Annotated in this window: 20 protein-coding genes and 3 tRNA genes; 13 read left to right on the forward strand and 10 right to left on the reverse strand. The window is 71.7% G+C overall.

Features of this window, described 5'->3' with window-relative positions; translation table 11 throughout:
- Positions 1-178: 178 nt before the first annotated feature.
- Complete coding sequence (locus J2S55_RS31935) at positions 179-1,777, forward strand: ABC-F family ATP-binding cassette domain-containing protein (protein ID WP_306868510.1); 1,599 nt, start codon at positions 179-181, stop codon at positions 1,775-1,777.
- Between the two features lie 171 nt (positions 1,778-1,948).
- Here J2S55_RS31935 and J2S55_RS31940 read toward each other — a convergent pair.
- The 4 genes from J2S55_RS31940 to J2S55_RS31955 all read right to left on the reverse strand — a co-directional run bounded on the left by J2S55_RS31940 (position 1,949) and on the right by J2S55_RS31955 (position 2,933).
- Positions 1,949-2,023, reverse strand: a tRNA-Val gene (locus tag J2S55_RS31940).
- A 13-nt stretch (positions 2,024-2,036) separates the two neighbouring features.
- Positions 2,037-2,107 (reverse strand) — tRNA-Cys (locus J2S55_RS31945).
- Between the two features lie 27 nt (positions 2,108-2,134).
- Positions 2,135-2,206: transfer RNA gene (locus J2S55_RS31950), tRNA-Gly, on the reverse strand.
- Positions 2,207-2,282: 76 nt separating this feature from the next.
- The gene (locus tag J2S55_RS31955; RefSeq protein ID WP_306868512.1) at positions 2,283-2,933 is read right to left on the reverse strand and encodes an ACT domain-containing protein; all 651 of its coding nucleotides are present in this window, start codon (positions 2,931-2,933) and stop codon (positions 2,283-2,285) included.
- A 93-nt stretch (positions 2,934-3,026) separates the two neighbouring features.
- Here J2S55_RS31955 and dusB point away from each other — a divergent pair, with 93 nt between their 5' ends.
- From dusB to J2S55_RS31970, 3 genes are all read left to right on the forward strand, one after another.
- Complete coding sequence (dusB, locus tag J2S55_RS31960) at positions 3,027-4,148, forward strand: tRNA dihydrouridine synthase DusB (RefSeq protein ID WP_306868514.1); 1,122 nt, start codon at positions 3,027-3,029, stop codon at positions 4,146-4,148.
- 129 nt (positions 4,149-4,277) lie between these two features.
- On the forward strand, positions 4,278-6,200 hold the full coding sequence (locus tag J2S55_RS31965; RefSeq protein ID WP_306868517.1) for a TRAP transporter permease: 1,923 nt from the start codon (positions 4,278-4,280) through the stop codon (positions 6,198-6,200).
- Positions 6,197-7,165, forward strand: coding sequence for a TAXI family TRAP transporter solute-binding subunit (locus J2S55_RS31970; protein ID WP_306868519.1), 969 nt, complete (start codon positions 6,197-6,199; stop codon positions 7,163-7,165). Before J2S55_RS31965 ends, J2S55_RS31970 begins: the two co-directional genes overlap by 4 nt.
- On the opposite strand, the gene J2S55_RS31975 is transcribed toward J2S55_RS31970, so the two are convergent.
- Positions 7,156-9,408, reverse strand: a complete 2,253-nt coding sequence (locus tag J2S55_RS31975) for an ATP-binding cassette domain-containing protein (protein ID WP_306868521.1) — start codon at positions 9,406-9,408, stop codon at positions 7,156-7,158. The genes J2S55_RS31970 and J2S55_RS31975 overlap by 10 nt on opposite strands.
- A gap of 63 nt (positions 9,409-9,471) precedes the next feature.
- Here J2S55_RS31975 and J2S55_RS31980 point away from each other — a divergent pair, with 63 nt between their 5' ends.
- Positions 9,472-10,428 (forward strand): helix-turn-helix transcriptional regulator, encoded by a 957-nt coding sequence (locus tag J2S55_RS31980; RefSeq protein WP_306868523.1) that lies wholly within the window; start codon positions 9,472-9,474, stop codon positions 10,426-10,428.
- Here J2S55_RS31980 and J2S55_RS31985 read toward each other — a convergent pair.
- Positions 10,395-10,910 (reverse strand): DUF2087 domain-containing protein, encoded by a 516-nt coding sequence (locus tag J2S55_RS31985; protein WP_306868526.1) that lies wholly within the window; start codon positions 10,908-10,910, stop codon positions 10,395-10,397. The genes J2S55_RS31980 and J2S55_RS31985 overlap by 34 nt on opposite strands.
- Positions 10,911-11,033: 123 nt before the next feature.
- On the opposite strand from J2S55_RS31985, the gene J2S55_RS31990 reads away from it, so the two are divergent.
- Positions 11,034-11,714 carry a hypothetical protein gene (locus J2S55_RS31990; RefSeq protein WP_306868529.1) on the forward strand — a complete coding sequence of 227 codons (681 nt, stop codon included), beginning with the start codon at positions 11,034-11,036 and terminating at the stop codon, positions 11,712-11,714.
- A 65-nt stretch (positions 11,715-11,779) separates the two neighbouring features.
- Here J2S55_RS31990 and J2S55_RS31995 read toward each other — a convergent pair whose 3' ends face one another.
- Together J2S55_RS31995 and J2S55_RS32000 are read right to left on the reverse strand one after the other, a co-directional pair.
- On the reverse strand, positions 11,780-14,272 hold the full coding sequence (locus tag J2S55_RS31995) for a DEAD/DEAH box helicase (RefSeq protein ID WP_306868532.1): 2,493 nt from the start codon (positions 14,270-14,272) through the stop codon (positions 11,780-11,782).
- A 97-nt stretch (positions 14,273-14,369) separates the two neighbouring features.
- Entirely contained in the window at positions 14,370-15,701 is a 1,332-nt protein-coding gene (locus J2S55_RS32000) for an acyltransferase family protein (protein WP_306868533.1), read from the reverse strand.
- Between the two features lie 184 nt (positions 15,702-15,885).
- Between J2S55_RS32000 and J2S55_RS32005 the strand changes: the two genes are divergently transcribed.
- Positions 15,886-17,133, forward strand: coding sequence for a sensor histidine kinase (locus tag J2S55_RS32005; RefSeq protein ID WP_306868535.1), 1,248 nt, complete (start codon positions 15,886-15,888; stop codon positions 17,131-17,133).
- Complete coding sequence (locus J2S55_RS32010) at positions 17,124-17,771, forward strand: response regulator transcription factor (protein WP_306868538.1); 648 nt, start codon at positions 17,124-17,126, stop codon at positions 17,769-17,771. Before J2S55_RS32005 ends, J2S55_RS32010 begins: the two co-directional genes overlap by 10 nt.
- A gap of 247 nt (positions 17,772-18,018) precedes the next feature.
- On the opposite strand, the gene J2S55_RS32015 is transcribed toward J2S55_RS32010, so the two are convergent.
- The gene (locus tag J2S55_RS32015) at positions 18,019-19,272 is read right to left on the reverse strand and encodes an MFS transporter (RefSeq protein WP_306868540.1); all 1,254 of its coding nucleotides are present in this window, start codon (positions 19,270-19,272) and stop codon (positions 18,019-18,021) included.
- Between the two features lie 80 nt (positions 19,273-19,352).
- Between J2S55_RS32015 and J2S55_RS32020 the strand changes: the two genes are divergently transcribed.
- A complete protein-coding gene (locus J2S55_RS32020; RefSeq protein WP_306868542.1) occupies positions 19,353-20,246 on the forward strand; it encodes a LysR family transcriptional regulator in 894 nt (297 codons plus the stop codon).
- A gap of 167 nt (positions 20,247-20,413) precedes the next feature.
- On the opposite strand, the gene J2S55_RS32025 is transcribed toward J2S55_RS32020, so the two are convergent.
- Positions 20,414-21,205, reverse strand: a complete 792-nt coding sequence (locus tag J2S55_RS32025) for a TNT domain-containing protein (protein ID WP_306868544.1) — start codon at positions 21,203-21,205, stop codon at positions 20,414-20,416.
- 554 nt (positions 21,206-21,759) lie between these two features.
- Between J2S55_RS32025 and J2S55_RS32030 the strand changes: the two genes are divergently transcribed.
- Genes J2S55_RS32030 through J2S55_RS32045 form a run of 4 tightly spaced genes read left to right on the forward strand, consistent with a single transcriptional unit; the run spans position 21,760 to position 25,820 of the window.
- On the forward strand, positions 21,760-22,773 hold the full coding sequence (locus J2S55_RS32030) for a LacI family DNA-binding transcriptional regulator (RefSeq protein WP_306868546.1): 1,014 nt from the start codon (positions 21,760-21,762) through the stop codon (positions 22,771-22,773).
- A complete protein-coding gene (locus J2S55_RS32035) occupies positions 22,770-23,681 on the forward strand; it encodes a carbohydrate ABC transporter permease (protein ID WP_306868549.1) in 912 nt (303 codons plus the stop codon). The genes J2S55_RS32030 and J2S55_RS32035 overlap by 4 nt, the downstream gene beginning before the upstream one ends.
- A 1-nt stretch (position 23,682) precedes the next feature.
- Positions 23,683-24,501 (forward strand): carbohydrate ABC transporter permease, encoded by an 819-nt coding sequence (locus J2S55_RS32040; protein WP_306868551.1) that lies wholly within the window; start codon positions 23,683-23,685, stop codon positions 24,499-24,501.
- 26 nt (positions 24,502-24,527) lie between these two features.
- Positions 24,528-25,820, forward strand: a complete 1,293-nt coding sequence (locus J2S55_RS32045) for an ABC transporter substrate-binding protein (protein WP_306868555.1) — start codon at positions 24,528-24,530, stop codon at positions 25,818-25,820.

A 25,820-nucleotide genomic window follows, 5' to 3' on the forward strand; every position in this document is an offset into this window, starting at 1 on the left:
GGCGGGAGGGCGGTGGCGGACCCGCACGCCGAGCCCGGGGCACCGGCCGGAAAAAGCCGGTGCGCGCCGTGGCGGGGGGCGGGTAGGCTGCCCGGCATGTCCACACCCCGGATCTCTTAGCTCGGACACCCGCTTCCACGCCACCCTTGTGTCCTTGAGCTATCCGGAGTGCGATCAAATGATCACTGTCCGTGGTGTCGACGTGCGCGTCGGCGCCCGCCTGCTGCTGTCCGACATCTCCTTCCACATCTCCCCGGGCCACCGGGTCGGCCTGGTCGGCCGTAACGGCGCCGGCAAGACCACCCTGCTGAGCGTCCTCGCCGGGCAGGCGCAGCCGGCGGCCGGCACCGTCACCCGTACCGGTCCGGTCGGCTACCTCCCGCAGGACTCCCGGGCCGGCGATCCCGCCGCCACCGCCACCGAGCGCGTCCTGTCGGCCCGCGGCATGGACCGCGCGGTGCGCGCGCTGCGCGCCGCCGAGGCCGCGATGGCCGGGGCCGCCGGGGCGGCCCAGGACCGGGCGATGCGCGCCTACACCCGCGCGGAGGCGGAGTTCCTGGCCCGCGGCGGGTACGCCGCCGAGGCGGAGGCGGCGCGGGTCGCCGCCGGGCTGGGCCTGCCCGAGCAGGTCATGACCCGGCCGCTGGGCACCCTGTCCGGCGGGCAGCGGCGCCGTGTCGAGCTGGCCCGCATCCTGTTCGCCGACCACGGAACCCTGCTGCTGGACGAGCCCACCAACCATCTCGACGCCGACTCGGTCGCCTGGCTGCGCGTCTTCCTGACCGCCCACCAGGGTGGCCTGGTCCTGATCAGCCACGACACCGACCTGCTGGCGGCCACCGTCAACCGGGTCTTCCACCTCGACGCTCACCGCGCGGCCATCGACGTCCACAACACCGGATGGGAGGCCTACCTCGCCCAGCGCGAGGCCGACGAGCGGCGCCGCGTCCGCGAGCGCGCCGGCGCCGAGCGCAAGGCCGAGGCGCTGCGGACGCAGGCCGACAAGATGCGGGCCCGTGTCAAGACCGCCGTCGCGGCCAAGAACATGGCCCGCCGGGCCGACCGCATGCTGGCCGAGCTGGAACCCGTCCGCCGCGCCGACAAGGTCGCCAGGATCCGGCTGCCCGAACCGGCTCCGTGCGGCCGGATCCCGCTGGCCGCGATCAGCCTCACCAAGTCGTACGGCCCCTTGAAGGTGCTCACCGGAGTCGACCTCGCCGTCGACCGGGGCAGCCGCATCGTGGTCCTCGGCCTCAACGGCGCGGGCAAGACCACCCTGCTGCGGACCCTCGCCGGGCATGAGCGTCCCGACGCGGGCCGGGTCGTGCCCGGGCACGGGCTGCGGCTGGGCTACTTCGCCCAGGAGCACGAGACGCTGGACGGCGCCCGCACGGTCCGGCAGAACCTGGCGTCGGCCGCGCCGCACCTGACCGACGGCGAGGCCCGGACCATCCTCGGGTCGTTCCTGTTCTCCGGCGACGACGCCGACAAGCCTGCCGGGGTGCTGTCCGGCGGTGAGCGGACCCGCCTGGCGCTGGCGACCCTGGTCTGCTCCGGGGCCAACGTGCTCCTGCTCGACGAGCCCACCAACAACCTCGACCCGGCCTCGCGCGGTGAGGTCCTCGCCGCGGTGGGCGCCTACCCGGGGGCGGTGGTGATGGTCACGCACGACGAGGGCGCGGTCGAGGCGCTGCGGCCGGACCGGGTGCTGCTGCTGCCCGACGGCGTCGAGGACCACTGGAGTCCCGGCTACGCCGGCCTGGTGCCGCTCGCCTGAGACTCGGAGGCGGCGGATCCGCCGCCTCCGGCCCGCCGATCAGCGTGACGGGGCGCCCGCACGGCTCACGCCGTGCGGGCGCCCCGGCCGCGGGAGTGCGGGGGAGAAACGGCGGTGAGAAAGGCGAGAAATGGAAAAAAGAATCCCCAGGTCACTGACCTGGGGACTGTGTGGTGGACGATACAGGGATTGAACCTGTGACCTCTTCCGTGTCAGGGAAGCGCTCTCCCGCTGAGCTAATCGTCCTCGCTGAAACCAGAGGTGGAGACGGGATTTGAACCCGTGTACACGGCTTTGCAGGCCGTTGCCTCGCCTCTCGGCCACTCCACCGGAGTGAGAGCCCTGAAAGCCCTTCCGAGCGGAAGACGGGATTCGAACCCGCGACCCTCACCTTGGCAAGGTGATGCTCTACCACTGAGCCACTTCCGCGTGTTTTCGCCGGGTGTTCTCCCTGCGGCAACGAGAGAACTCTAGCGGGTTTTCCGAGTGGTTGCGTAACCGTCGGTCAGCCGGGGAGGCGGAGGCGGCGGGCGACCCCGCGTTCCACCGCGGGCAGGGTGAGGAAGATCTCCAGGATCCGGGTGAGGCGGTGCACCTCGATGCGGTGGAAGGCGGGGCCGTCGGCGCGGGCCAGCAGGAGCGTCAGGGCCAGCGGGGGGAGGGGCGCGGAGATCACGTGGAGGCCGGAGTCGAGGGTGACGGCCGTCGGCCGGCCCGGGGTGTCGGCGGGGAAGGGGATCTCGGCCGGGGCGCGCCAGCTGGAGTGGACGACCGCGCGCGGGTCCTCCTCCGTCCCGGCCGCCGCCCAGTCGGCGCTGAACAGCACCGGCATGGAGTCGAGCAGCGTGGCCAGCGCGCGGTCTCCCGCCGTGGTGATGTATTTGAGGATCTCCAGCTCCGGATAGGTGCCCGGCGCCTCCCGCGTGCCCCACACGCCCTCGACGCTCACCCCCGGGATGTCCAGCAGGCTCTCGACGAGCGGCTTCCGGGGAGCGGAGTCGGGCCAGTAGACGGTGATGTCGTCGACCGCCCGGCCCTCGCCGCGCTCCAGCACGACGAGCTGGGTGATGTCGGCTCCGGCGGCGCCGAGGACATGGGTGATCCTGCCCAGGGAACCCGGCTGGTCGGGCAGTGTGATCCGCAGTCGCAGAAGCATCCGTGGCCTCCGGTGTCACGTCTGGCTACGCCAAGGACAACCCTACCCAGCGGTGATTCGTCCCGCCGCGCCCCGTACGGTAGAAACAACCAGGTGGAGTCGTTGAAACTCGGATCGCTCGAGGTCTGGCCGCCCGTCGTCCTCGCCCCCATGGCCGGGATCACCAACGCGCCCTTCCGGACCCTCTGCCGCGAGCAGGGCGGCGGCCTGTTCGTCTGCGAGATGATCACGACGCGGGCGCTGGTGGAGCGCAACGCCAAGACGCTGAAGATGATCCGGTTCGACCCGGCGGAGCAGCCCCGCAGCATCCAGCTCTACGGGGTCGACCCGGTGACCGTCGGCAGGGCCGTCCGCATGATCGCCGAGGAGGACCTGGCCGACCACGTCGACCTCAACTTCGGCTGCCCGGTGCCCAAGGTGACCCGGCGCGGCGGCGGTTCCGCCCTGCCGTACAAGCGCAACCTGCTCCGGGCCATCCTGCGCGAGGCGGTGCGCAACGCCGGGACGCTGCCGGTGACCATGAAGATGCGCAAGGGCATCGACGACGACCACCTGACCTACCTCGACGCGGGGCGGATCGCGGTGGAGGAGGGCGTCTCCGCGGTCGCCCTGCACGGCCGCACGGCCGTCCAGCACTACGGCGGCACCGCCGACTGGGAGGCCATCGCCCGCCTCAAGGAGGCGGTGACGGAGATCCCGGTGCTCGGCAACGGCGACATCTGGAGCGCCGCCGACGCGCTGCGGATGATGGACGAGACCGGATGCGACGGCGTCGTCGTGGGCCGGGGCTGCCTCGGGCGCCCATGGCTGTTCAGGGACCTGGCGGCCGCGTGCGAGGGGAGCCCGGAGCGCGCCCGGCCGTTGCTGGGGGAGGTCGCCGCGACCATGGACCGGCACGCCACGCTGCTGACGGAGTGCTTCGGCAGCGAGCCGCACGCCGTGGCCGACTTCCGCAAGCACGTCGGCTGGTATCTCAAGGGCTTCACCGTCGGGGCCGACCTCCGCCGCCGCCTGGCCACCTCCGCCGACCTGGCCTCCCTGCGGGAGGGGCTCGCCGAGCTCGATCCCGCCCAGCCCTGGCCCGACGGCGTCGACGCGCCCCGCGGCAAGACCCATCCGCGCGACCGGGTCCACCTGCCCGCCGGCTGGCTGGACGACCCCTACGACCTCGCCGTCCCCGGCGCCGAGGCCGAGCTCGACACCTCGGGCGGCTGAGGCGCCCGGCGGAGGGCGGGCCGGGCTCGCGCAATCGCGATCAGAATGTGATCCCCTTCTGACGGGACGATGTCAGCCTCCTGGGTAACTTCCCGTCAGAGACCGGCGGCTCACACGTGGAGACGGCGTTTGACGGAGACCACATCACCCGATGATCTGATCGCGGAGTTCGACGCCGAGCGGCCCGCCCGGCGGCTGTCGGGCCGGGTGGCGGCGGCCGTCACCCTGGTCGCCCTCGGGCTCTCCCTCTACGTGCTCTACTGGGCCTTCCGCCCCGGTCCCGTGCTCCCGTACCGGATGACCTTCCTGGCGGTCGTGCTGCCGCTGGTCTTCGTCTGCTACAGGCCGGGGCGGCGGGGCGGCGACCGTCCGGGCGCCGCCGACTGGGCGCTGGCCGGGCTGTCGCTCGCGGTGTGCCTCTACCCGCTGGCCGTCTTCGACGACTTCATCCGGCGGGCGTTCGACCCGACGGCCCTCGACGTGGCCGCCGGCGTGGTCATCTCCCTGCTGGTGCTGGAGGCGTGCCGGCGCACCGTCGGCTGGATCCTGCCCGCGGTCTGCCTGGTGTTCGTCGCTTACGCCTACTACGGCGGCTACCTGCCCTTCGACTGGGTCGTCGGGCACCGCGGCTACGACATCAGCCGGATCGTGGTCTCGTTCGTGATGGGCACCGACGGCGTGTACGGCGTGCCGCTCGACGTGGCGGCCACCTACATCATCCTGTTCACCGTCTACGGGGCGGTCCTCGACCACTCCGGCGCCGGGAAGTTCTTCGTGGACGTCTCCCTGGCCGCCTTCCGCCGCTCGCGTTCGGCGCCCGGCCGTACGGTCACCCTCGCCGGGTTCCTCCTCGGCACGGTCAGCGGATCGGGCGTCGCGACGACGGTGAGCGTGGGCAGCGTCGCCTGGCCGATCCTGCGCCGGGCCGGCTACCCCCGTGAGCAGGGCGGGGGAGTGCTGGCGGCGGCGGGCATCGGCGCGATCCTGTCGCCCCCCACGCTGGGCGCGGCGGCGTTCATCATCGCCGAATACCTGCGGGTCGGATACCTCACCGTGCTGGTCTACGCCCTGATCCCCACGGTCCTGTACTACCTGGGCATCTTCCTGGCCATCGAGATCGACGCCCGCAAGTACGGCACGCGGTCGGTCGAGGTGGACGCGCCGAGGTTCTGGCCGCTGCTCAGGCGGTCCGGCTACCACTTCAGCTCGCTGTTCGTGATCGTCATCCTGATGGCGCTGGGCCAGTCGCCGTTCCGGGCGGTGGTCTACGCCACGCTGCTGGCCTTCGCGCTGTCCTTCCTCGACCCCGCCCACCGGCTCACCCCCCGCCGGGCGGTGCGGGCGCTGGCCGCGGGGACGACGGGGGTGCTGCCGGTCGCGGCCACCTGCGCCGCCGCCGGAATGATCGTCGCCGTCGTCACCCTCACCGGCCTGGGACTGAAGGCGAGCTCGCTGATCGTCGGGGCCTCGGGCGGGATCCTGCCCGTCACCGCGCTGCTGTGCGCGCTGGCGGTGCTGCTGCTGGGCCTCGCCGTGCCCGTGACGGCCTCGTTCGTCATCGCGGCGGTCATCATCGGGCCCGCGCTGACCGACCTGGGAGTCAGCCAGGCCGAGGCGTACATGTTCATCTTCTACTACGCGGTGCTGTCGGAGGTCAGCCCGCCCACGGCGCTGTCGGCCTTCGCGGCCTCGGCCATCACCGGCGGCAACGCCTACCGGACCATGATGGCCACCTGGAAATACACGCTGCCGGCGTTCCTGGTGCCCTTCGCCCTGGTGCTGACCCCCGCCGGCTCCGCGCTGCTCGCCCAGGGGCCGGTGGGGGAGATCCTCGCGGCCACGGCGGTCTCGGCGCTCGCGGTGGCGGCGCTCGCCGCCGCCACCGGCGGCCGGCTGCTCGCTCCCGCGGGGGCGGTCGAGCGGGTGCTGTGCGCCGCCGCCGCCGTCCTGCTGCTGTTCCTGTCGCCCGTCCCGGTCCTCGTCGGGGCGGGCGTCCTGGCCCTGGCCATCGCGGTGCATCTGGTTACGCGGACACGAGAGGCACGATCATGAGCATCAGACACGTGGCGGTCCTGCTGGCGGCGGGGGCGCTGCTGCTCGCCGGCTGCGGCGGCGACCGATCCGCCGGACAGGGCGCGGGCCAGAGCTCCGCGGGCAAGCGGCTGTCGATCGCCACCGGCAACACCACCGGCGTCTACTACGTCCTCGGCGGCGCCCTGGCCGACCAGATCGGCAAGAACATCCCCGGCTACCAGGCGACGGCCGAGGCGACCGGCGCGTCGGTGGAGAACATCCAGCGGGTCGTCAGGGGCGACTCCGACCTCGCCTTCACCCTGGCCGACTCCGCCGCCGACGCCGTCGCGGGCAAGGGCGCCTTCACCGCGCCCCAGCCGATCCGCGCCGTCGCCCGGCTGTATGACAACTACACCCAGGTGGTGGCCACCACCGGGTCGGGCGTGAAGTCCGTCGCCGACCTCAAGGGCAAGCGGGTCTCCACCGGGTCGCCGAACTCCGGCACCGAGGTCATCGCGCTGCGCCTGCTGAAGGCGGCCGGGCTCGACCCGGACAAGGACGTCAGCCGCCAGGCGCTGGGCCTGCCCGAGAGCGTGCAGGGCATCAAGGACGGCAACCTCGACGCCCTCGTCTGGTCCGGGGGGCTGCCCACCCCGGGCATCACCGACCTGGTGACCTCGCTGCGGGGCGGGGTCGCCTTCGTCCCGCTGGACGGGGTGCTGGCCCAGGTCCGGAGCGAGCACGGCCAGGTCTACACCGAGGGCACGATCGCCAAGGACGTCTACGCCACCCCCGCCGACGTCCCCACGATCGCGGTGCCCAACCTGCTGGTGGTGAACGAGAAGATGGATCCCGCCCTCGCGGGCGACCTCGCGAAGCTGATCTTCGACCGCAAGGCGGACCTGGCGAAGGTCCACCCCGCGGCCAGGGGCATCACCCGCGAGAACGCCCCGAAGACCGACCCGGTCCCGCTCCACGACGGCGCCCGGAAGTACTACGGCTGACCCAGGTCGCGGCGGAGATACTCGGCGGTGAAGGAGCCGGCCGCCTCCAGGAGCTGCCGGGGCGTGCCCTCGAACACGACGGTGCCGCCCTGGTCCCCGCCGTCGGGGCCGAGGTCGACGATCCAGTCGGCGTGCTTGACGACGTCGAGGTTGTGCTCGATGGCGATGACCGTGTTACCGGCGTCCACCAGGCTGTCCATGATGGTGAGCAGGTGCCTGACGTCGGCCATGTGCAGCCCCGTGGTCGGCTCGTCCATCACGTAGACGCTGCCGGTCTTGTGGAGCTCGCCGGCGAGCTTGATCCGCTGGCACTCGCCGCCGGACAGGCTGCTGAGGGGCTGGCCGAGTTTGAGGTAGCCCAGCCCCACCTCGTTGACCGCCCGCAGGACGCGGGCGGGCTTCGGCTCGGTGAAGAACTCCGCCGCCTCACCCGCCGTCATCTCCAGCACGTCGGAGATCGACCTGCCGCGCAGGGTGTGCCGGAGCACCTCCTCCCGGAACCGCCGCCCCTGGCAGACCTCGCACGTCGAGGTGACGGCGTCCATGAAGGCCAGGTCGGTGTAGATGATCCCCAGCCCCTGGCACTGCGGGCAGGCGCCCTTGGAGTTGAAGCTGAACAGGGCCGGGCTGACGCCGCCGGCCTTGGCGAACAGCCTGCGGATCTCGTCCATCAGTCCGGTGTAGGTGGCGGGGTTCGACCGGATCGACCGGCTGACCGCCGACTGGTCGATGACGACCGCGTCCGGGTGCCGGGCCAGGAACACCTCGTTGACGAGTGTGCTCTTGCCCGACCCGGCCACCCCCGTGACAACGGTGAGCACCCCGGTGGGGAAGCCGACCGTGACGTCCTTCAGGTTGTGCGCGGTGGCGCCGGTGACGGTCAGCGTGCCGGTCGGCTCACGGAAGCCCGCCTTGAGCGGCCGGTTGTGGCGCATGTGCCGCCCGGTGAGGGTGCCCGCCCGGTGCAGGCCGGCGACGCCGCCCTCGTAGACGATCTCGCCGCCGTGCGCGCCCGCGTGCGGCCCGACGTCGACCACGTGGTCGGCGATCTCGATGACGTCGCGGTCGTGCTCGACCACGAGCACGGTGTTGCCCTTGTCGCGCAGCTCGCGCAGCAGGCCGTTCATGCGCCGCACGTCGCGCGGGTGCAGGCCGACGGTCGGCTCGTCGAAGATGTAGGTCATGTCGGTGAGGCTGCTGCCGAGGTGGCGGACCATCTTGATCCGCTGTGACTCCCCGCCGGAGAGGGTGGTCGTCGCGCGGTCCAGGCTGAGGTAGCCCAGGCCGATGGAGACCAGGTGCCGCAGCCGCTCCAGGACCGCCGCGACCATCGTCGCCGCGATCGGGTGGTCGATCCGGGCGACCACGTCCACCAGGTGGCGGGCCTCCATCGCGGCCAGGTCGGCGATGTTACGGCCGTCGATCCGGCAGGCCAGCGCCGCCTGGTTGAGCCTGGCCCCCCGGCACAGCGGACAGGTCCGCGTGGAGACGAACTCCAGCAGCGCCTCCCGGTTGGCCTTGGTGTCGATGTCCTTCCTGATGTAGATCCGGTCGAACTTGTCGACCAGGCCCTCGTACTTCTGCGGGACCGTCCCGCCCTGCGTCTCGAACATGACGTCCGGCCCCTGGCCGCGCAGCAGCGTCTCCCACTCGGACTCGGTGTAGTCCGCCAGCTTCTTGTCGTTGTCGAACAGCCCCGAGTGGGCGAAGGTCTTCCAGAACCAGGTGCCGACCCCGAAGTTCGGCAGCAGCATCGCGCCCTCGTTGAGCGACTTCGACCGGTCCAGGGCCCGGTCCAGGTCCAGGGTCATCTTCCTGCCGACCCCCTCGCACTCCGGGCACATCCCGGCGGGGTCGTTGAAGGAGAAGGCGTTGGAGTAGCCGGCCGGCGGCGTGCCGATCCGGGAGTAGAGCAGCCGCAGCAGGGAGTGGATGTCGGTGATCGTGCCGACGGTGGAGCGGGAGTTGCCGCCGATGCGCTGCTGCCCGATGACGACCGCGGCCGAGAGGTTCTCGACGCCGTCGGCGTCCGGCTGGCCGTACTTGGGCAGGCGGTTGCGGACGAACGTGGTGAAGGTCTCGTTGAGCTGCCGCTGCGACTCCGCGGCGATCGTGTCGAACACGATGGACGACTTGCCGGACCCCGAGACACCGGTGAAGACCGTGATCTGTTTCTTCGGGATCTTCAGTGAGATGTTCTTGAGGTTGTTCTCACGGGCGCCCGTTATCTCGATGTGGCTCATGAATCCGACGCTAGCCTCGGTTTAGGCCAGTTTCCGGCCGCAATTGGTGGCATCGTGGACGCCATGGCAGACACCACGGCACGGGTGCTCCGGCTGCTGTCGCTGCTCCAGGCGCACCGGGAGTGGCCGGGGCCCGAGCTCGCCGAGCGGCTGGAGGTCAGCCCGCGCACGCTCCGCCGCGACATCGACCGGCTCCGGGAGCTGGGCTACCCGGTCCACGCGACGACCGGCCCGGCCGGGGGATACCGGCTGGAGGCGGGGGCCGCGATGCCGCCGCTGCTGCTCGACGACGAGGAGGCCGTGGCCATCGCGGTGGGCCTGCGCACGGCGGCCGCCGGCTCGGTGACCGGGATCGAGGAGACCTCCCTGCGGGCCCTGGCCAAGCTGGAGCAGGTCCTGCCCTCCCGGCTGCGCCGCCGGGTCAACACCCTGCAGACCCAGACCGTCACGGTGCGCGGCCGATGGCCGACCGTGGACCCGGACACCCTGGCGCTGCTGGCGCAGGCGAGCCGGGACCACGAGCGGCTGCGCTTCGGCTACCGCCGCCGCGACGGCACGCGGAGCGCCCGCCTGGTCGAGCCGTACCGGCTGGCCTCCACCGGGCGGCGCTGGTATCTCGTCGGATGGGACGTCGAGCGGGAGGACTGGCGGACCTTCCGGGTGGACCGGCTCGCCGCGCCGCTGGCCACCGGCGTCCGGTCCGGCCCGCGCGAGCCGCCGCCCGGCTACGTCGAGGAGTCCGTGGTCGCCCCCATCAGCCGGTATCGGGCGGTGGTCACCGTGCACGCGCCCCTGGCCGTGGTCGCCGAGCGCTTCTCCGGGCCCGGCTGGGTCCTGGAGGACCTGGACGGGCGGAGCTGCCTGCTGCGCACCGGCGGTGACTCGCTGGAGTGGCTGGCCTTCTCCGTCGGGCTGCTCGGCCTGGACTTCACCGTCCACGAGCCGCCCGAGCTGGTCGACCACATCCGGCTGCTCGTCACCCGGCTTCAGGCGTCGACGGAGCCGCCGCTGCGCCAGTAGACGTTGTTCTCCCGGCTCAGCAGCCCGTCGTCGACCAGATAACGGCGGAGCGCCGCGTAGTCGTCGTGGAAGGCGCGCAGCGCGGTGTCGACCTCCTTCTCCGGATAGCGGATCCCGGGCTCGAAGACCTGGGCGATGTAGTTCAGCACGACCAGCTGCTTGTCGCGCTTGGTGGGGATCGCCCGCAGCCGCCCCTCGACGAGGAAGGACTGCAGCACCTTCTCCTCCGGCGAGACCGGGACGGCGGGCCGGGCCGTGGCGTGCAGCAGCTCGCGGAAGCGCTCCCGCCGCGCCTGCCACCGGCCGTCGTCGTCCCGTACGGCCAGCCCGCCGCGCTCCAGCCGGTCCAGTGCCCGCCGTGTCGCGTCCCGCTCAAGCCCGGCCCCCTCGGGCGTACCGCTCAGCACCAGCGCCGCCAGCACCCGTAACGTGTCCTCCTGATAGAGCAGGCCGAGCACCTGCCGCATCGCGTCGTCGTTCATGCCCTCTATTTTGTCGGGCCTGTCCGGTGCTTCTCGCACCGCGGACGCCCAGGGCGCGGGGCCCGGCCGCCTCTTCCTGCGACAGGACCGGCCGGTCCCGACTTTCCTGGCATCATGGGGCGCATGCTCAGAAAGATCATTTTTGCCGCGACGCTCGTCGCCGGCACGGCCCTCGCCGGGATGCCCCCCGCCTCGGCCGCCGCCCCCGCGGTCCCCAAGGGCTTCCTGCTGCACGACAGGGAGGTGGCCGCCGACCAGGCCAAGAAGGACGAGCCGGCCGACGCCGAGAACGTCTGGTGGGCCAGCGCCAAGGCCGGGGAGCGGTTCGCCGCCGACCCCTGCGCCCACAGCGCGGTGGCCGCCGCCCAGCGGAAGGACCCCAAGGTCGGCCAGGCCGGCCGGACGGCGGCCCGGACGGCCTACTTCGAGGTCGAGGGCGAGATCGAGACCATCGAGCAGGTGATCCTCTACAGCTCGGAGCGGGCCGCGCGGTCGGCCCTGCAGCAGTTCCGGGCGGGCGTGCAGAAGTGCAGGCAGTCGGAGGGCTGGAAGAACGGCTCCTTCAACCGGAGCCTGGCCAGGGTCTCCCTCGGGGACGAGGCGTGGAAGAGCAGCGCCCGGGCCTACGAGGACGGCCGGCCCGTCACCGGGGACGACGTCGTGATCGCGCGCCGGGCCAACGCGGTCACCGTCTACCTCGCCTCCGCCTCCGCCAAGCCGGCCGCCAGGAGCCACACCCAGCAGCTCGCGCACACCAGGCAGATGCTCGCCAAGATCTGCCAGATCGCCGCCTGCGCCTCGTAGCGGCAGGGGGGGCGGGGCCGGCCCGGACCGCGGATGATCGCGCGTCCGGGCCGGCCCCGGCGGGGTCAGAGGCGGTTCAGGCCGACGACGTGGAGCACGGCGCGGCCCTCCTCGTCGGAGGCGGCCAGATCCACCTGGGCGTCGATGCCCCAGTCGCCGTCGCCCGCCGGGTCGGCGATGACCTGGCGGACCTTCCAGAACTCCTTCTCCTCCTCGATGCGGAGCAGTCCCGGCCCGCGGGCGTCGGGGCCGGTGCCGATCTCCTCGTGGTCGTCGTAGTAGGCGTCGAGGGCGGCGCCCCAGTCCACGTCCGGTGCCAGCTCGGCCAGCTCCTCCTCCTTCTCCAGGGAGGAGAGCTCGACCAGGCGGAACATCGCGTTGCGGACCAGCACCCGGAAGGCGCGGCTGTTGGCGGTGACCGGCTTGGTCTTCTCCTCCAGGGAGGGCGTCTCCAGCTCGCCGGTCGGGTTCTGCAGCTGCTCCCACTCGTCCAGGAGGCTGGAGTCGACCTGTCGGACCAGCTCGCCGAGCCACTCGATGAGGTCGATGAGGTCTTCGGTCTTGAGGTGCTCGGGGATGGTCCGCGACAGGGTGCGGTAGGCGTCGGCGAGGTAGCGCAGGACGGTGCCCTCGGACCGGGCCAGCTCGTAGAACTGGACGTAGTCGGCGAAGGTCATCGCCCGTTCGTACATGTCCCGGACGACGGTCTTGGGACTGACGGTGTAGTCGCCGACCCAGGGGTGACCCCGGCGGTAGGTCTCGTAGGCGCCCAGCAGCAGGTCGGCCAGCGGCATCGGGTAGGTGATCTCGTTGAGGAGCTCCATCCGCTCCTCGTATTCGATGCCGTCGGCCTTCATCTGCGCCACGGCTTCGCCGCGTGCCTTGTTGAGCTGCGCGGACAGGATCTGGCGGGGGTCGTCGAGGATGGACTCGATGATCGAGACCATGTCGAGAGCGTAGGTCGGCGACTCCATGTCCAGCAGTTCGAGGGTGGCCAGCGCGAAGGTGGACAGCGCCTGGTTGAGCGCGAAGTCCTCCTGGAGGTCGACGGTCAGGCGGGCCATCCGGCCCTGCTCGTCGGGCTCGGTGAGCTTCTCCACCACGCCGCCGGCCAGCAGCGAGCGGTAGATCGCGATGGCCTGGCTGATGTGCCGCCGCTGCCACTTGCGGTCCTCGTGGTTGTCGGTGAGCAGGTGCTTCATCGCCGCGTAGCAGTCGCCGGGGCGGTTGATCACCGCGAGCAGCATCGCGTTGCTGACCTTGAACCGGGAGTTGAGCGGCTCGGGCTCGGCGCCCTGCAGCTTCTCGAAGGTCTCCTCGCTCCAGCCGACGAAGCCCTCCGGCGGCTTCTTGCGGGCGTAACCGCGCCGCCGCTTGGGGTCGTCGCCGATCTTGGCCAGCGCCTTCTCGTTCTCGACGACGTGGTCGGGGGCCTGGCAGACGACGTAGCCGATGGTGTCGAAGCCCGCCCGCCCGGCCCGTCCGGCGATCTGGTGGAACTCGCGGGCGCGCAGCCGCCGGACCTTGCTGCCGTCGTATTTCGACAGCGCGGTGAACAGCACGGTCCTGATCGGCACGTTGACGCCGACGCCGAGCGTGTCGGTGCCGCAGATGACCTTCAGCAGGCCGGCCTGGGCCAGCCGCTCCACCAGGCGGCGGTATTTCGGGAGCATCCCGGCGTGGTGCACGCCGATGCCGTGCCGTACGAGGCGGGACAGCGCCCGGCCGAACCTGGTGGTGAACCGGAAGTTGCCGATGAGGGAGGCGATGGCCTCCTTCTCGGCCTTGGTGGACATGTTGATGCTCATCAGCGCCTGGGCCCGCTCCATGGCCGCGGCCTGGGTGAAGTGGACGACGTAGACGGGCGCCTGGTTGGTGGTGAGCATCTCCTCCAGGGTCTCGTGGAGGGGGGTGAGGCGGTAGGAGTAGACCAGCGGGACGGGGCGTTCGGCGTTCTTGACCACGGCGGTCGGCCTGCCGGTGCGCCGGGTCAGGTCCTCCTCGAACCGGCTCACGTCGCCCAACGTCGCCGACATCAGGATGAACTGCACGTTCGGCAGCTCCAGCAGCGGCACCTGCCAGGCCCATCCCCGGTCGGGCTCGGCGTAGAAGTGGAACTCGTCCATCACGACCTGGCCGATGTCGGCCTGGGCGCCGTCGCGCAGCGCGACGTTGGCGAGGATCTCGGCGGTGCAGCAGATGATCGGCGCGCCGGGGTTCACGCTGGCGTCACCGGTCATCATGCCGACGTTCTCGGTGCCGAACAGCGCGCACAGGTCGAAGAACTTCTCCGACACCAGCGCCTTGATCGGCGCGGTGTAGAAGGTGCGCACGTCCCGGGTCAGCGCGGTGAAGTGGGCTCCGGCCGCGACCAGGCTCTTGCCCGACCCGGTGGGGGTGGCCAGGATCAGGTTGTTCCCGGAGACGACCTCGATCAGCGCCTCCTCCTGGGCAGGATAGAGAGTGAGCCCTCGCTCGGAGTTCCACTCGACGAACGCGTCGAAGATGGCATCTGGATCGGCGTCGATCTCTTCTGGCAGGCGATCTACAAGGCTCACGGTTCAATACTGCCGAAGAACTGGTGGTGGTCGGACCGGCTCGGGCGACAGATGTGATCGCATCGTGCCCAGGACAGATTACCTGGCGCGAATATATCTACCTAAACCCCATCAAACCATGATCAAGGGGACTGGGGGACGGCTGCGCCGCCGGCCGGGACCGGGCGGGCGACCAGGTGAGCGCCAGCCCCGCCAGGAGCATCCCCGCGCCGAGCACCGGCGCCCGCCCCGGGACGAAACCGATCGCCGTGAGGACGAGCAGGCCCGACCCGGCCAGCGCCAGGGCCACCACGATCCGGGCCATGCCTCCGGCGTACGGCGCGGCCCGCGGCGGCGTCTCGAACCGGGTGAAGCAGCGCATCAGCGGGAACATGGCCAGCACGAGCATCAGCAGCCAGTGCGGCCAGCCCGACAGCCATGCCTGGCTGCCCGGCTCCGGGGTGGAGATGCCCAGCCCCACCACGACCACCGAGGTGACGGCCGCCAGGGCGCTCATGTGCCACAGGTAGACGGTCATCATCCGGGGGGCGGCCCAGGCCAGCAGCCGCGACACCCCCGGCCACCCCACGAGGGCGACGATCCACCGGCGCAGCGCCAGCGCCAGCCCGATCTGGCCGATCGCCACCGCCAGCAGCGCGATCGTGGGCGGGGCCATGTTGGAGACGGCCGCGCCCGGCATCCCGATCATGCTGCCCGGGTAGGGGCCGGCCGCCACCAGCGCCGCGGCCAGGCCGTACCCGACCAGGGCCATGGCCCAGGGGCGGCCCAGCCGGCCGTCGGCGTACAGGAAGCCGAGCTGGTGCACCGCAAGCCAGACCAGCGCGATGTTGAGGAAGCCGACGACCTCCAGGCCGCTGGTGAAGCGGGCGACGTCCACCACGACGGCCCCCGCCGTCAGCACCGCGGGCACCCGCCAGCCGTAGCGCATGTTGAGCCGGAGCATCGGCGGGGTCACCACCACCGCGGCCAGGTAGACGGCCAGGAACCACAGCAGCTGCCCGGCCAGGCGCGAGGCGGTGACCACCGGCTGCTCGGGCACGCCGAGGGCCGTCAGCAGGTGGGGCAGGGGCACCCACACCGCCGCCAGCGGCAGCACCGGCCAGACCAGGCGGCGCAGCCGCGCCGCCAGCCAGGCGGGAGCCGCGCCGCCGCGCCGTACCGACCCCCGCCAGCTGATCGCGTTGGCCGCGCCGCCCGCGAAGAAGACCAGCGGCATCACCTGGCTGATCCAGGTGATCACCCACGCGCCGCCGGTCGCCAGCGCGTTGCCGGTGGAGATCCGCCCGCCGGCGAAGGACAGCACCGGCATGCTCCAGTGCTGCAGCACCACCAGGGCCATGCCGAACAGGCGCAGCGCGTCGATGAACACGTCACGGCCCGGTGGCGCGGGCGTCGCGGGGGCTGCCGGGCGGGACAGGACGGCGGTCATGGGGGTCTCGATTCGTCGGGGAGCGGTGTTCCGACCCTCCCGCACGCGCCCCGGCCGGCGCAGTCACGCCCGCGGCCCTCTTCCGGTCAAGGCCGCACCCTTACCGGGGGTAGGGCCAGCCCTACCCCCGGAAGGCGGCACGCAGGGTCGAGAACCGGTCCCGTGAGCTCATAGCGTTGGCGGCATGAGATCCCTCCTGCGCCGTATCGGCACCGACAGCCGTTACCTGATCGCCGGCTTCCCGCTCGCCGTCGTCTTCTTCGTCCTGATGGTGGTCGGTTTCGCCGCCGGGGTCGGCACGGCGATCGTATGGGTGGGCCTGCCGATCCTGGCGACCACGCTGCTGATGGCCCGGGGGCTGGCCGATGTGGAACGGCGGATGCTGCCCGAGGTGCTCGGCCGCACGCTGCCCCGGCCCCGCTACCGGCCGGCGCCGGAGACCGCCGGCTGGGTGCGCCGCATGGTGAACCCCCTGACCAGCGGTCAGTCGTGGCTCGACCTGCTCTACGGGATCGTGGCCTTCCCGATCTCCATCCTGACGTTCGTCTTCACGGTGACCTGGTGGGCCGGGACGATCCTGGGCCTGACCAGCCCGATCTACGGGTGGATCACCGCGGCGATCCCCGGCAACCACGGCCTGGCCTACCTGCTCGGTTTCGACGACAAGGTCTGGATCGACGTCCTCGTCAACACCTGCATCGGCGTGCTGTTCGCGCTCACCCTGCCGCTGGTCGTGCGCGCCGGGGCGCTGATCCGGGCCGGGCTCGGCCGGGCCATGCTGACCGGCGTCGCCGAGCTGCACGAGCGCATCGACGACCTGGCCGAGGGCCGGGCCGCCGCGGTGTCGGCCGAGGCCAACGCGCTGCGGCGGCTGGAGCGCGACATCCACGACGGGCCGCAGCAGCGCCTGGTCTCCCTGGCGATGGACCTGTCGCGGGCCCAGCGCCAGCTCAAGCGCGACCCGCAGATGGTCGAGGAGATGCTCAGCCAGGCCATCACCTCGACCCGCGACACCCTGGACGAGCTGCGCGCGCTCTCGCGTGGCATCGCGCCGCCGATCCTGACCGACCGCGGCCTGGCCCCGGCGCTCGCCGCGCTGGCCAGCCGCTGCACGGTCCCCGTCGAGCTGGACGTGCAGATCACCGGCCGCTTCGCGGCGGCGGTGGAGAACACCGTCTACTTCGTGGTCGCCGAGAGCCTGACCAACGTCGCCAAGCACAGCCACGCCACCGTCTGCACGGTGTCGCTGAGCAGGACCGGCGGCGTCCTCATGCTGACGATCGGGGATGATGGGGTCGGCGGCGCACACGTCGCCAAGGGACATGGCCTGTCCGGCCTCGCCGACCGCCTGAAGGCGGTCGACGGGGAGATCGCGGTGGACTCACCGGTGGGCGGGCCGACGGTGATCGTGGCGGAGGTGCCGTGCGGGTAGTCGTGGCCGACGACGCAGTGTTGATCAGAGAGGGCCTGATCCGGCTGCTCGAGGAGTTCGGCTGCGAGGTGGTCGCGGCGGTGGGGGACGGCGACAGCCTGGTGGAGGCCGTCGCCGAGCATCGGCCCGACGTCTCGGTGGTCGACGTCCGGATGCCGCCCAGCTTCACCGACGAGGGGCTGCGGGCGGCGGTCGAGGCGCGCCGACGGGTGCCGGGCGCGCCGGTGCTGATCCTGTCGCAGTATGTGGAGGTCTCCTATGCCGACGACCTGCTCGCCGACGCCAGGGGCGCGGTGGGCTACCTGCTCAAGGACCGGGTCGTGGACGTCGACGACTTCATGGGGGGCCTGCGCACCGTCGCGGCCGGCGGGACGGTCTTCGACCCGCAGGTGGTGGCCCAGCTGATGGTACGGCGCCGCCGCGACGATCCGCTGGCCCTGCTCACCCCGCGGGAGCGGGAGGTGCTCGGCCTGATGGCGGAGGGCAGGTCCAACCCGGCCATCGGCCGCCAGCTCGTGGTCAGCGACGGCGCCGTGGAGAAGCACATCCGGAGCATCTTCGCCAAGCTCGGCCTGTACGCCGAGGACGGCGACCAGCACCGCCGCGTCCTGGCCGTCCTCGCCTACCTGCGCTCCTGAGGCCCGTACGGCGGGGCCGGCGGACGGCGGGGCCTGGACGGGGCCGAGACGGCGGGGTCGGGCGGACGGCGGAGCCTGGACGGCGGGGCGGGGCCGAGACGGCGGGACGGGGGCGGGCAGGTGCCGCGCGGACGGCGCGGGGCGCGGAGGCGGCGCGTGCCAGGCCCGCGAGGTCACGGTCCCCGAGGTCACGGTCCCCGAGGTCACGGTCCCCGAGGTCACGGTCTGCGAGGTCCGGTCCGCGAGGTCATGACCTGCGGGCGGCTGTGTCGGAGCGGCGGGCCAGGAGCAGCAGGGCGCCGGCGCCGGCGGTCAGGGCGAGTGAGACGACGGTCACGTCGGACCACCCCCCGACCTGCCACCGGTGCGCCGCCATCGCGCCGAACACGGAGCTGCCCAGGTAGTAGGCCAGCAGATACAGCCCGGACGCCTGCCCGACGCCGACGTCGACCCGGTGGGCCCGGTCCGACACCCAGCCGCTGACCAGCGAGTGCGTGCCCAGGAACGCGAAGGTGAGCACGCCGAGGCCGGTGACGATCAGCGGCAGCTGGGGCGCGGCGGCCAGCAGCACCCCGGCGAGCAGGAGCGCGACGCCGATCAGCGCGCCGGAGCCGCGCCCGACCCGGGCGGCGGCGCGCCCGGCGACGAGCGGCGCGAAGACGCCCACCGGGTAGGCCAGGAACACCAGGGCGGCCGCGCCGCCCAGCAGGTAGGGGGCGGCCTCCAGGCGGAAGGCCATGGCGTTGTACAGGCCGACGAACGCTCCCATGGTGGCCGCCCCAACCAGGCAGAGCGCGACGAGGGCCGGATCCCGCAGGGTCAGCCGGGTGTTGCGCAGGATGCTGCCCGGCCGGGGGCTGGAGCGTGCGAACCGCCGGGACGGCGGCACCAGGATCCACAGGCCGGCCGCGCAGACCAGGGTGAGGCCGCCGGTGACCAGGGCGGCGCCCGGCCAGCCCCACAGCGCGTCGAGCGGCCCCGGGAGCAGCCGCCCGGCCGCCCCGCCCAGCGCCGTGCCCGTGATGTAGGCGGCGTTGGCGCGCAGGTGCGCCGAGGGGTGCACCTCCTCGCGCAGGTAGGCCAGGGCCACCGCCGGCAGGCCGGCCAGCGCGACGCCCTCGAGGCCCCTGACGGCCAGCAGGCTGTGCCAGGTGGGCGCGGCGGCGGAGGCGATCCCCAGCACCGCCGTACCGGCCAGGGAGATCCGCATGATCGCCACGCGCCCGACCGCGTCCGAGATCGGCCCCACGAACACCAGCGCGACCGCCATGGTGACCGTGGACAGCGACAGCACCGCCGTCGACGCGGCCGCCGACACCTGGAAGTGCCTGGCGACGCCGGGCAGCAGCGGCTGGACGTAGTACAGCGCCATGAAGTTCGCGAGCCCGCCGAGTCCCAGCCCGTAGACGATCCGCCGGTAGGCGGGTTCACCGGGCCGGTGCCCGGCGTGGGGCCGGGCGGTTCCGGGGAGGGGGGCCGGGTGAGGAAGGGTCGAGGTCATCACCCGATGGTGCTCCACCGGCTGTGATGCTCAAAATGCAGTAATTGACACTATTGATGCACAGAACGCATCATCGCCGGATGGACCTGCAGACGCTGCGCTGGTTCCTCTCGCTGTGCGAGACGGAGAACATGCGGGACACGGCCGCGATCGAAGGAGTCAACCAGTCGACGCTGTCGCGCTCGCTCGCGCGGCTGGAGGCCGACCTCGGCGTGGAGCTGTTCCACCGGCACGGGCGCAGGCTCGCCGTCAACCGGTTCGGCGCCCTGTTCCGCGACCACGCGGGCCGGGCCGTCGGCGACCTGGAGGCGGCACGCCGCCGCATCGACGCCCTGGCCAACCCCGACACCGGGCTGATCCGGCTGGGGTTCCTGCACTCCGTGGGACGCTGGCTCGTCCCGGAGGTGCTGCGCGACTACCGCAACGTCACCCCGGGCATCAGGTTCGAGCTGCACCAGGGTTTCGCCCGGGAGCTGTTCACCTGGCTGCACCACGGGGACATCGACGCCGCCCTGGTCACCCCGCCGCCGGAGGGGACCGACGCGCGCTGGCACCGGCTGCGCGAGCAGCAGCTGTGCATCGCGCTGGCCGCCGACCACCGGCTCGCCGGCACGCCCGGGCTCGCGCTCGGGGACGTGCGGGACGAGCCGTTCATCGCCTTCGCCCGCACCACGGACCTGCGCCGGGTCATCGACGGGCTCTGCCGCGAGGCCGGGTTCGAACCCGTCATCGCCTTCGAGAGCGAGGAGATCGCCACCGTGCGGGGGCTGATCGGCGCCGGCCTCGGGGTGGGCATCCTGCCCCGCCCGGCCGTGCTGGAGCACGACGATCCCGTCTACCGTCCGCTCGGCCCGGCCCAGCAGCGGCCGATCGGCCTGGCCTGGCATCCGAGGGCGGTCCCCACGGCGGCGACCGCGCGCTTCGTCGAGCACCTGAGCGGGGACGGGCGCGTGCGGGCCGACCCCCCGGTGTGAGCCCCGGGGGGTCGGCCCGCACGGGACTCACACCGGGGACTCGCGCCGGGGACTTGATCCCGGCTTTCACTCCCGGGACTCACTCCCGGGACTCACGCTGGGGCGGCCCGCCCCCTCCACAGCCCGCCGGACCGTGGGAGGGCGGCGCCGTTCACGCCGGGGGCCGCTCAGTTCGACGGCTGCAGATATCCGTTGGCGACCAGCCACTCCACCGACACTTCCGCGGAGGTCTGGGGCGCCTCGGGAATGTGCTTGCTGACCAGGTGGTACTGCCGTCCCTCGCCTTCCTGCTGGAACGCCGCGGCGGCCGGACCGCCGTCCACTTTGAACTCCTTCACCACCTTGTAGGTGTGGTAGCTGCATATGTATTTCGGAGCCGCCGGGAAGGTGTTGAGATTGTTCGGGGGCAGGGCACGCCCGACGTAGGAGGCGCCGAGCGGGGAGACGAAGGAGCCCTTCTCGCCGCCGAAGCGGTCGAGGGCCGTGCCCACCGGCAGCGTCACGGTCCTGATCAGCGGCCTGCCGTTGGAGTAGCCGCCGGAGTGGGCGAAGCCGTAGTCCGGCGGATAGCGCCACCCGCCGGCGGCCTCGTCCCAGTAGCGGTCGACGAACTCCTGCGGGGAGGTCCCGTTCAGCGGCCTGTAGTCACGCAGGATCCTGCCGAGCGGCCCGTCCTTCGGCAGGTACTTCGGACCCAGGATCGGGTCGTCGTCCAGGTAGGGCGGCCCGCAGACCTGCCTGCCGGGCTTGTCGTCCCCGGTGGGGGCCGTCCGCCCGGTGGCCGCCGCCGGGGTGGCGGGGGGCGCCGCTCCGCCGGCCGCAGGGGCGGCGGCGGCCGGCGGCTCGGGCGGACCGGAGGCCGCGAACGCGCCGGTGCCGGCCTGGGCCGCGACGCCGGTGAAGGCAGCGGTGACGATGCCGACGGCGGCCAGTGGTGCGCGTCGTCGAAAATGCCGCACGGATCCTCCTGATGAACTCACGCGGAGCTGGATCGGATGTCTGGGGTCGAGCTGCGGACCGGCGTGGGCGGGCCCGGAGGCGGATGCCTCCTCTCCGCCCGGGGCGTTCTCGTACGGATCCGGTCGGTCCAGGGCGGAAAGCGGGAGAAGCGCCGCCCGCCCGGAAACGGAATTGCCGATCCAGGCGTACCCGGCCTTCTTTTCCGTGCCACCGGGAAAGAGTTAATCGAATGACAAAAACGGAACGACAAAAGGCGTGGAAGTGCGCATCGTTAATTGCGTTCAGAAATGCGGTCGACCGACATTCATTGTCGATATAGGGCATTTATCCGACGATTGAGCCCATCGGTCCGGCGGGCGACGCGCCCGCCCGTCGGGGCGGCTTCCGGGCGCGGCCCGATCGGGGCGCCCCGCCGCCGGCCCCTTTAACGTGCTGTTACTCGATCGTGACTTGACGTTGCCAGTTACGGGCGAGTTACATGTCCCTAACCCCGTAAACGTTTTCAGTAAATCACCAAGATCGCGGTAAACGTTTACAGAAAGGTGTGGTCTCTGTGAGCGACGGGCCGACGATCACCACGATCGCGGAGCGGGCGGGTGTCTCGATCGCCTCGGTCTCCCGCGTGCTCAACGGGCTGCCGACCCGCGAGGACACCGTGCGCCGGGTGCTCAGCGCCGCCGACGAGCTGGGATACGTCCCCAACTCGGTGGCCCGGTCGCTGAAGTCGCGCCGGACCAACCAGGTGGCCTTCGCGATGGCCGACATCGGCAACCCGGTCTACCTGACGATGATCCGCGAGATCCAGCCGGTGCTGAAGGCGGCGGGATACCGCCTCGTGCTGCACTCCACGGACGCGGACGTGGCCGAGGAGATCGACGTGCTCCGCAGCCTCGGAGAGCGCTACGTGGACGGGCTCATCATGATCCCGCTGCGGGTGAGCGAGGCGCACCTGAAGGCCGTCGAGGCCGCCCGGGCCCCCGTCGTCATCATCGGCTCGGTGCCCGACAGCACGCGGGTGGACAACGTCCGCACCGACTCGCGCACCGGCGTACGGCTGGCGCTGGACCACCTCCACTCCCTGGGACGCCGCCGCATCGGGTTCGTCAACGGCCCCCTGGACACCGTCCCCGGCTCGGCCCGCTCCACGGCCTACGCCGAGGGCCTCGCCGACCTCGGCCTGCCCTACGACGAGAACCTGGTGGAGATCGGGGACTTCTCCCGCTCCGAGGGGGCGCGGGCCGTGAGCCGGCTGCTGTCCAGGGTCCCCGACCTGGACGCGATCATGTGCGCCAACGACCTGATCGCCCTCGGCGCCCTGGACGTCCTGCGCCGGGCGGGCAGGCGGGTGCCGCAGGACGTGGCGGTGGTCGGCATGGACGACATCGACCAGGCCGCCGTCGCCTGGCCCGCCCTGACCAGCATCTCCCTCGGCTCGGCCGAGCGCGGCCGGATGGCGGCGGAGCTGCTCCTGGACCGGCTGGGCGACGGCGACCGGGACCCCAAGGTGATCACCGTTCCGCCCCGCCTGGTGGTCAGAGCATCGACCGTGGGAGAGGAGACGCCGTGACCCTCACCGCCGACCGGCCGGCCAGGACGGTGACGCCGAACCGGCCCCGCAGGGGCGGGCGGCAGGGGCGCGAGACGCTGCTGCTGATGCTGCCCGCCCTGGTGCCCGTGCTGGTCTTCAGCGTGGGGCCGCTGCTGTACGGGATCTTCCTGGCGTTCACCGACGCGCGCTCCGGGCGCAACGCGGTCACCTCGTTCGTCGGGCTGTCGAACTTCGGCGACCTGCTGGCCGACGGGGACTTCTGGGCCTCCTTCCGGATCGGGATGATCTGGGCCGTCTCGGTGACCGTGCTGCAGTTCCTGGCCTCGCTGGGGCTGGCGCTGCTGCTCAACCAGGATCTGCGCTTCCGGGGGTTCGCCCGGGTGCTGGCGGTGGTGCCCTGGGCGATGCCACCGGTGGTCATCGGACTGATGTGGCGGCTGGTCTACCACCCGGACGCCGGGATCCTCAACGGCATGCTGGGCACCGAGATCGACTGGCTCAACGACTTCTCCGTCGCGCTGCCCGCGGTGATCGTCGTCGGGATCTGGACCGGAATGCCGCAGACCACGGTGGTGCTGCTGGCCGGCCTGCAGAGCGTCCCCAAGGAGCTCTACGAGGCGGTCGAGGTGGACGGCGCGGGCGTCTGGCGCAAGTTCTGGAACATCACCCTGCCCCAGCTCCGCCCGGTCATCGTGGCCATCACCTCGCTGGACTTCGTCTGGAACATCAACCAGTTCGGGCTGGTCTACGTCCTGACCCAGGGCGGCCCCGGCGGGCAGACGCGCCTGCCCATGCTCTTCGCCTACGAGGAGGCCTTCCGCTACGGCTTCTTCGGCTACGCGGCCACCCTGGGCGTGGCGATCGTGATCGTCGTGCTGGCCGTGCTCGGCGTCTATCTCTGGCGGCAGATGCGGGAGGCGAGCTGACATGGGCAAGGCACTGCGTTATCTGGCCCTGGCCGGCTACGTCGTCTTCCTGGCGTTCCCGCTGCTCTGGCTGCTGTCCACGGCGCTGAAGACGCCGCAGGAGATGGCCAGCCTGCACCCGACGTGGATCCCGCGCGCGCCGACGCTGACCAACTTCGCCGACGCCTTCGGCGAGCAGGACCTGGTCGGCAGCGGGCTGCGCAGCCTCGTGGTGGCGGTGGCCACGGCGGTGCTCACCGTGGTCCTGGCGCTGCCGGCGGCCTACGCCCTCGCCCGCTACCGCTCGATGATCAACCGGATCGCGCTCGGCTGGGTGCTGGTCAGCCAGGTCTTCCCGTTCATCCTGATCATCATCCCGCTGTTCATGGTGCTGCGCAGGCTGGAGCTGTCGAACACGCTGCCCGGCCTGACCCTCGTGCACGTCACCTTCGTGCTGCCGTTCGCGCTGTGGATGCTCCAGGGATACGTGCGCGCCGTACCCCGTGAGCTGGAGGAGGCCGCGGCGGTGGACGGCGCAGGCCGGGTGCGCTCGCTGCTGAGCGTCGTCGCCCCGCTGCTCGCCCCGGGAGTGGTGGCGACGCTGCTGTTCGCGTTCATCTCCTCCTGGAACGAGTTCCTGTTCGCCCTGATCGTCCTGAAGGACCCGGACGTGGCGACCCTGCCGCTGACGCTGGTGAAGTTCACCGGCGCCGAGGGGGTCGTACGGCTCGGGCCGCTGGCGGCCGCCTCGCTCCTGGCGACGGTCCCGAGTCTCGTGTTCTTCGCAGTCATCCAGCGGCGGCTGAGGTCCGGCCTGATGGCCGGGGCCGTCAAGGGATAGCCCCACCCCCCGATAGGAGAAGTCATATGCGTAAGAAGGTCGCGCTGGCCGCAGGTCTCCTCGTGCTGGCCGCCGGATGCGCCTCGGAGCCGCCCGCGGCCGCCCCCGACGGACCGGTGAAGATCAAGTTCCAGAGCCTCGCCTGGCAGAAGGAGTCGATCGCGGCCAACAAGGAGCTGGTCGACGAGTGGAACAAGGCCAACCCCAAGATCCAGGTCGAATACGTCCAGGGGAGCTGGGACAACGTCAACGACCAGCTCGTCACCTCCTTCGAGGCGGGTGACCCGCCGGACGTCATCCACGACGACTCCCCGGCCCTGTCCGGCTTCGCCAGCCGCGGCTATCTGCTGGACCTCAAGGACAAGGTCCCGGCCGAGCTGAAGAGCGACATCCCCCAGGCGGCCTGGGACACCGTCACCTTCGCCGACGGCAAGGGCGGGCAGGGCGTGTACGGCGTGCCGTTCCTGCAGGAGTCGCAGGTCATCATCGGCAACAAGAAGCTGCTCGACAAGGCCGGCGTGCGGCTCCCGACCCCGGACAGCCCGTGGACGTGGGACGAGTTCGCCGAGGTCTCCAAGAAGCTCACCAAGGGCGACTCCTACGGCGTCGCCTGGCCGATGAAGTCGCCGGTCAACAAGGTGCTCAACCTGGGCCTCAACTTCGGGGGCACCTTCTTCCGGACCGACGGCGGCAAGACGACGGTCAAGGTCGAGGCGGGGGAGCGCGAGGTGCTCCAGCGCATCCACGACCAGCTCTACAAGGACAAGTCCGCCGACCCGGCCGCGCTCGGCATGGGCGCCGCCGACCCGCTGCCCGGCTTCTACGCCGGCAAGTACGCGATGCTGCCCGTCGGCGTCTACCTGCGCCAGCAGGTCGTGGAGCAGGCGCCGGACGGCTTCGAGTGGATCACCCTGCCGCCGCTGAAGGGCGCCACCGCCGAGCAGGGCGCGGTCTCGCAGACCCTGTCGGTCGCGGCCGACAGCAAGTATCCCGAGCAGTCGCTGAAGTTCATGTCCTTCTTCCTGAACGGCTCCAACCAGGTCAAGCTCGCCAAGGGCGACTGGCTGCTGCCGACCTCGGTCAAGGCCGCGGGCGACCCCGCCATGACGACCGAGGAGAACGGCTGGAACGTGGCGACCGCCTCGGTCAAGAACCTCGTGGTCGCGCCCTTCCTGAAGGTCAACGGCTTCGACGAGTGGAAGAGCAAGGTGGCCACGCCGACGCTGCAGCAGTTCTTCGCCAACAAGATCACCCTTGACGACGCGGCGAAGAAGCTGGTCGACGAGGGCAACAAGGTGCTGGAGCGGTACAACCAGTGA

This window comes from Streptosporangium brasiliense (genome assembly GCF_030811595.1).
GTDB lineage: Bacteria > Actinomycetota > Actinomycetes > Streptosporangiales > Streptosporangiaceae > Streptosporangium > Streptosporangium brasiliense.